A 6,935-nucleotide genomic window follows, 5' to 3' on the forward strand; every position below is an offset into this window, starting at 1 on the left:
CACGGAGTAACTGGTTGATCTTTAAAACCTTAAATAGTTTTGAAACTTCAGTTGTGACCTTTTCAGACGGATTAATTTGTTGTATCATTTAATCACGCATCCTTTCCGTTTGGATTGTTTTGGTTTCTTCCTTAATACCATTTTACCAAACGGGGATGCGTTTTTTGTTGTCAACAACAATTTTTTTGCTCAGTTACCCCCGATTTATTGCTGTTTGAGCAGGGTTTTCTGGATGCGAAACTTGAGTGAATTATATTTATTTTCTGAATATGCCATTTCCGAATTAAATTCTTTACCTTATTAATATTAAGTAATAAAATAAAGTTAACTTAAGAAATGGGGGGTTAAAAATGGCGGCGACTAATTTTTTGTATGACTTGAGAGATGCCAAGTTTGTTCTCAAAGAATGGCTTGATCTGGAAAAACTTTTAAGCTATCCTGCATTTAAGGATTATTATTCGGTAGACGATGTTGACTCTTTCCTGGATGTTGCCTACAAAATAGCCCGCGATGTAGTTGCTCCTGCCAATGAAGACTCTGACAAGATAGGAGCCCGGTTTATTGATGGCAAGGTAGTTACTCCCGACTCTTTTAAACAGGTTTATAAAACGTGTATGGAAGCAGAATTAGGACCCCAGATTGCCGACCGGGAAGCAGAAGGGCATCTTCCCTGGACTATATATGCCCCGATGCTGGAAATGATTATCGGTGCTTCGGCGGCTATTCCTACCTACTGGGGACTTACTGCTGGGGCTGCGGGGGTTATCCAAAAATATGCTTCCCCGGAACTTAAAAAGCGCTTCCTGCCGAAAATGTTTTCCGGCGAATGGGGAGGAACCATGAACCTTACCGAACCAGGAGCAGGTTCTGATGTGGGAGCAGTTACGACTAAAGCTTATCCTACTGACACTCCGGGCCTTTATAAGATTAAAGGAACCAAGATGTTTATAACTGCTGGTGACCATGATATTGCCGAAAACTTTATTCATCTGGTTCTGGCCCGCATTGAGGGGGCACGTGAAGGAACGGCCGGCTTGTCCCTTTTCATAGTTCCCAAAATCTGGGTAAATGAAGATGGCAGCCTGGGCGAATGGAATGATGTAACTACTGTGGGGATAGAACATAAAATGGGACTCAAAGGTTCAGCTACCTGTACTCTGTCTTACGGTGAAAATAATAACTGTTATGGCTGGCTTATCGGTGACCCGCCGGGCGAAGATGGAAAAGGCCAGGGCATGAAGCAGATGTTTACCATGATGAATGAAGAAAGGCTCAATACGGGACTTTTAGCCCTGGGAGTTATGGCTGTTGCCTGCTACAATGCCATTGCTTACAGTAAAGAAAGGATACAGGGAACCAAGCTTACCAATCCTAAAGGACCGAAGGTAAGAATTATCGAACATGAAGATGTAAGGAGAATGCTGCTTTTGCAGAAATCGGTAGTAGAAGCTTGTCGGGCCCTTCTTTTCAAAACTTATTATTATGTTGACCTGGCTCATGAAAGCCCGGATCCGGAAGAAAGAGAATATGCCCACAATATGTTTATGCTTAATAATCCTTTGTGCAAAGCTTATACTTCAGATATGGCCTGGCTGATGTGTGGCGAAGCTATCCAGACTTATGGTGGCTACGGCTTTATTGAAGAATACCCGGTAGCCCAGCTGGCAAGGGATGTTAAGATATTCTCTATCTGGGAAGGAACTAACTATATTCAGGCTTTAGATCTGGTAGCCCGTAAATTCCCCATGGGTGGCGGCAAATATCTGATGGCCTGGATGAAGGAAATAAGCAGCTTTATCGAAGAAAACAAGAATACCCCGGGATTTGAAAAGGAATTCCAGATGCTGGCTGATTGTTATGCTGATTATCAGGCTATTTTAGGACAGCTTAACAAATTCCTCGGGGAAGGAAAAATAGAAATGATGCCTCTGTATGCTACCCGCATTTTACATGCTACGGCTATGATCTACTGCGGAAAACTGATGCTGGAACAGGGACTTATAGCTGATAAAAAGCTTAAGGAATTGGGCGAAGACCATTATGATGCTAGTTTCTACAAAGGAAAGATGGCAACGGCCAAGTTCTATGTCATGAATGTAGTACCTCAGGTTACAGCGATAAGAAAGATGATAGAAGCTGCAGATGCTACGGCTATTGAAGTTCCGGAAGAAGCCCTGGGCAATTTCTAAGATATTTTGCTGGCTAGCTTTAAGCTTCCCGAAGTGTTCGGGAGGCTTTTTTTATGGTTATTTTTTGCCGGGTAAGGACATAAATATTTATAGGCTATTATAACTTATTTTTATTTTAAATATAATAAGCTATATGCTATATTAATTTTAGCAATTTAAGGGGAGGAGATTTTAAAATGCCTGATATTGATATCAAAGATTTCAGCAGTATCCGGGAAGTAAACTTGATGCGGATAAAAGAAGGGAAGGAAAAAGGGCTTAAAGTGGTAGGGATTTACTGTACTTACTGCCCGCAGGAACTGATTTTGGCAGCAGGTGCTATTCCGGTAGGCCTTTGTGGAACCAAGGAAGACCCGATTGCAGCAGCGGAAGAAGTTTTGCCGCGCAATCTTTGTCCTCTTATAAAGTCTTCCTATGGCTTTGCCGCAACAGATACTTGTCCATTCTTTCATTTTTCAGATGTAATTATTGGCGAAACTACCTGTGATGGCAAAAAGAAGATGTTCGAGATTATGAATGAAATTAAACCGGTTCATGTTATGCAGCTTCCCTATCTTAAAGACAGCCCGGCTGGATTTGCTTTGTGGGTAGAGGAATTAAGAAGGCTTAGAGCCTTTTTAGAGGAAACATTTGCGGTAAAGATAAAGGATGAAGACATATGGGCAGCGATAGACCGGATAAATGCGGAAACGATAGCTGCCAAGGAAATATGTGACCTTAACCAGATGGATATTCCTCCTTTAAGCGGGATTGAGCTTTTAACGGTTACCTGGTCGCGCAGTTTTACCACGGATAAAGAAGAGGTAACGGAAATGATGTCCCAATTAAAAGAGCGTATTCTGCAGGATGAAGAGAGAAAGAAAAAGGGGAAACCGAGGGCCAGGATACTGCTTACCGGATGTCCAGTAGGCTTAGGAACGGAAAAGGTTATCCGCATTACCGAAGAATTAGGAGCAGCGGTAGTCGCTATGGAAAACTGCACAGGATATAAAACCCTGGAACTGTTAGCAGATAAGGAATATGATGACCCGATTGTAGCCTTAGCTCACAAGTATATAAAAATTCCTTGTTCCTGCATGAGTCCCAATAGCTATCGCCTGGATTTAATTTCCCGCATGATAGATGATTTTAGAGTAGATGCGGTTATCGATCTTACCTGGCAGGCATGTCATACTTATAATATTGAAGCCTATGAGATAGAAAAGCTGGTAAAAGGAAAAGGTTTGCCTTACCTGCATTTAGAAAGTGACTATTCCAGTTCGGATTTGGAAACTATAAAAATACGGGTAGAAGCCTTACTGGAGATGATTGGAAAATGATAAGCGTAGGCCTTGATATAGGGTCAGTAGCAGCTAAAGGGGTAATGCTGGCAGGCAATAATAAGTTTCAGGCTGTGCTTCCCACGGGCTGGAGCCCGCGGGAAGCCGGGAAGAATATAGTAAAGACTTTGCTTGATATTTCTGGCTTTAGCCGGAGTGATATTGACCGTATAGTAGTTACCGGCTATGGGCGGGTTGCCCTCACGGAAGCCTATAAAGCGGTAACGGAAATAACCTGCCATGCCCGGGGTATAGCTGAGCTTTATCCCGAGGTAAGGACGATTATTGATATTGGCGGTCAGGACAGCAAGGTAATAAGGATAAATGAAAAAGGGCGGGTAATTGATTTTGCCATGAATGACAAGTGTGCAGCCGGTACAGGAAGGTTTCTACAGGTCATGGCCAATACTCTGGGGTTAGATGTTAGTGAACTGGCGGAAAATGAAGACCAGAGCCAGATAACAGCTATAAACAGCATGTGTACTGTTTTTGCCGAGTCGGAAATTGTAAGCCTTATGGCCCGTGGGGTTTCCAAAGGAGGCATTATAGCTGGAATTCACCAGTCGGTAGCCAGGAGGGTAGCCGGGATGGTGAAAAGGGTAGGCCTGCAGGAAAAAGTTGCTTTTACCGGAGGAGTAGCTTTGAATGCCGGGGTTAGGAATGCTCTCAGGCGGGAACTGGGAATTGATATAATAGTACCTGAAGTATGTCAGTTTACTGGTGCTCTGGGAGCAGCCCTTTTAGCCCGGGAAGCATGAAAAGGAGGTTTTCTTGTGCTTAATAAAGAGATGCTGGTCGTAGATGTTGTAGAAAAATTTCCCTGTACCGAGGAAGTATTTAAAAAGTATGAAGAAAAAGCAGGCAATTGCATCATGTGTTCCCATCTTTTTAATACTTTAGAAGCCGTAAGCAGAGATTATGGCTTAGACCTGGAACAGTTTATGCAGGATTTAGAACAGTCTATAAAAAAAGGAGAAAGAGTGATATTTTAAGGAGGCTTAAGCAGGATGGAAAGAATAGTTGATGCCCGAGGGCTTAGCTGTCCCCAGCCGGTTATCCTGACGAAAAAGGTTATGGATGAAGATGACGGGAGTTTAGAGATAATAACTATTGTGAACCAGCAGGCAGCTTTAGAAAATGTGAGCAAGCTGGCAGCTAATCAAGGTTATCAATATGAAGTTGAGGAAAAAGATGGCGATTTTTATATCCGCATGAAAAAGGCGCAAGGAGAAGGAACTGGGGTTAAAGAGGGTAAAAATATAGCTGTTTTAGTAAAAAGCCGTTTGTTTGGCGAAGGAGAAGAAGAACTGGGCGGGATACTCATGAAAAGTTTCCTCTATACCTTGACGGAGATGAAAGGGGATATAAAACATATAATCTTCATGAACAGCGGCGTATTTTTAACCTGTGCCGGGTCTCCGGTGCTGGAACACCTTAAGGCTCTGGCCGAGGAAGGAGTGGAAATACTTTCCTGCGGCACCTGTCTTGATTTTTACAACCTTAAGGATAAGCTGGAGGTAGGAAGCATAACTAATATGTATGCCGCCGTAGAGATTTTGACTTCGGCTGAGAAGAGCCTTACTATATAAAGGTCAACGGTAAAAAAGGGGCGATGCTCGTTTTGGATATAATTTATATGGATAATGCGGCTACGACTTATCCCAAGCCGGATTCTGTATATCAGGCGGTGGATTATTTTAACCGCTTTTTAGGGGCTAACCCAGGCAGGGGCAGCAACCAGCAGACTTTAAAGGCCGGCTCGGTGCTTTTGGAAGCCAGAGAAAAGCTGGCATCTCTTTTTAATATAGGAGAGAGCTCCCGGATTGCCTTTACGCTTAATATAACCGATGCCTTAAATATAGGGCTTAAAGGTATTTTAAGGCCGGGTGATCATATCATAACTACGAGTATGGAACATAATGCGGTGGCCAGGCCGGTTTTTTCCCTGACGAAACAGGGAGTAGAGTGGACAGCAGTTAATTGCCATCCTGATGGTACGCTGGATCCCGAGGATATAGGAAAGGCGGTAAAACCTAATACGAAGATGATATGTATGCTCCATGCTTCCAATCTGACAGGGACTATTATGCCAATTGCCGAAGTGGGAAAGATAGCCAGGGAGCATGGCATTATATTTATGATAGATACGGCTCAGACAGCAGGGGTTTTGCCGATTGATGTGGAAGCTCATAACATAGATATTCTAACCTTTACCGGGCATAAAGGACTTCTGGGCCCGCAGGGAACAGGGGGTATATATGTAAGGCCGGGTATAGACATAAAACCCCTGAGGGAAGGGGGGACCGGTTCTCTTTCTGAATACCTGGAGCAGCCCGAAGTGATGCCGGATCTTTTAGAAAGCGGAACACCTAATACCCCCGGAATAGCCGGTCTTTTAGCCGGGGTCCAGTTCATAATGGATACCGGGCTTGATAATATAAGGAAACATGAACAAAAGCTGATGGATATGCTTATAACAGGCCTTAAGGAAGTGCCGGGCATCGAAATGTACGGTCCCCTGGATGTGGAAAAACAGACGGCAGTTCTGGCTTTTAATATAGAGGATATGGATTGTGGAGATGTAGCTTTAAGCCTTGATTATGAATACGGTATTATAACCCGTTCTGGTATGCACTGTGCGCCTCTGGCCCATAAGACTATCGGCACTTTGGAAAAAGGGGCCTGCCGGTTGAGTCCTGGTTATTTTACCACCGAAGAAGAGATAGAAAAGGTAATCAAGGCTATATATGAAATAGCGAAGCGCTAGAGAAAAAATCTGGCGCTTTTTTTATTGGTGTTTTACCTTCTCCTTTAAAAATTTACTTTTTATGGTACAAAATAGTTTCTAAAGCCTATTCTTAAGTGCGAATGTCAAGCAAAAAGTGGACAACGGTAGTGTCAACTTTTTATAGGATATTTATAAACTGATGACTACTCTATTTTGGGTTTTATTTAAATTGTTTCTCAGTTTCGAACCCTCATAGGTATTATAAAAACAAGGATGCTTGGTCTAGTTTTCTCAAATTTTTTTCAGTTTCAAACCCTATTTAGCCCCCCAAAACCTTGGGAGAAAATCTGTCTAATGTGATAACCTTTAATAAGGAAATGGGGGTAGATGTTAATGAGCAGCAAAAACCAGTACAGTGATGAGTTTAAAGAGTAAATTATCAAAGAATGTCAGGAAACAGGCAATGTAGCTACCTAAGCCCTGCGTTATAATATTTCAACTAATACTATCTATACCTGGATTAAAAAATTTCGCCAAACCGGATCTGGAAAGACTTTACCTAAAGCAGAAATAGTAAGAACTGATAACCGGCCGCAGTTTATGTCAGCTAAATTTGCCAAAACTTGCCAGGAATTAAAATTGATACATGAGAGAATACCCGTAAAAACTCCTAATATGAATGCACATATAGAGGCATTT

At 42.5% G+C, this 6,935-nt stretch carries 6 protein-coding genes and 1 pseudogene; all 7 read left to right on the forward strand.

What is annotated here, in order from left to right:
* The first annotated feature begins 350 nt into the window (after positions 1-350).
* On the forward strand, positions 351-2,189 hold the full coding sequence (locus BUB92_RS10405) for an acyl-CoA dehydrogenase (RefSeq protein WP_073093468.1): 1,839 nt from the start codon (positions 351-353) through the stop codon (positions 2,187-2,189).
* A 176-nt stretch (positions 2,190-2,365) separates the two neighbouring features.
* Entirely contained in the window at positions 2,366-3,508 is a 1,143-nt protein-coding gene (locus BUB92_RS10410) for a double-cubane-cluster-containing anaerobic reductase (RefSeq protein ID WP_073093469.1), read from the forward strand.
* Positions 3,505-4,266, forward strand: a complete 762-nt coding sequence (locus BUB92_RS10415; RefSeq protein WP_073093470.1) for an acyl-CoA dehydratase activase — start codon at positions 3,505-3,507, stop codon at positions 4,264-4,266. Before BUB92_RS10410 ends, BUB92_RS10415 begins: the two co-directional genes overlap by 4 nt.
* Positions 4,267-4,281: 15 nt before the next feature.
* Positions 4,282-4,500 carry a hypothetical protein gene (locus tag BUB92_RS10420; protein ID WP_084728471.1) on the forward strand — a complete coding sequence of 73 codons (219 nt, stop codon included), beginning with the start codon at positions 4,282-4,284 and terminating at the stop codon, positions 4,498-4,500.
* 15 nt (positions 4,501-4,515) lie between these two features.
* Complete coding sequence (gene yedF / locus BUB92_RS10425) at positions 4,516-5,097, forward strand: sulfurtransferase-like selenium metabolism protein YedF (RefSeq protein ID WP_073093471.1); 582 nt, start codon at positions 4,516-4,518, stop codon at positions 5,095-5,097.
* A 38-nt stretch (positions 5,098-5,135) separates the two neighbouring features.
* Complete coding sequence (locus BUB92_RS10430; protein ID WP_073093474.1) at positions 5,136-6,275, forward strand: aminotransferase class V-fold PLP-dependent enzyme; 1,140 nt, start codon at positions 5,136-5,138, stop codon at positions 6,273-6,275.
* A 492-nt stretch (positions 6,276-6,767) separates the two neighbouring features.
* A pseudogene (locus BUB92_RS12045) lies at positions 6,768-6,935 on the forward strand (IS3-like element ISHahy4 family transposase); the annotation flags it as partial.

This window comes from Thermosyntropha lipolytica DSM 11003, assembly GCF_900129805.1.
In the GTDB taxonomy this organism is placed as follows: Bacteria; Bacillota; Syntrophomonadia; order Syntrophomonadales; family Syntrophomonadaceae; genus Thermosyntropha; species Thermosyntropha lipolytica.

What these genes read in the sequence shown, in the direction of transcription:
- BUB92_RS10405 (WP_073093468.1), top strand. Translation starts at nt 351, where the DNA reads ATGGCGGCGACTAATTTTTTGTATGACTTGAGAGATGCCAAGTTTGTT.
- yedF (WP_073093471.1), top strand. Translation starts at nt 4,516, where the DNA reads ATGGAAAGAATAGTTGATGCCCGAGGGCTTAGCTGTCCCCAGCCGGTT.
- BUB92_RS10410 (WP_073093469.1), top strand. Translation starts at nt 2,366, where the DNA reads ATGCCTGATATTGATATCAAAGATTTCAGCAGTATCCGGGAAGTAAAC.
- BUB92_RS10415 (WP_073093470.1), top strand. Translation starts at nt 3,505, where the DNA reads ATGATAAGCGTAGGCCTTGATATAGGGTCAGTAGCAGCTAAAGGGGTA.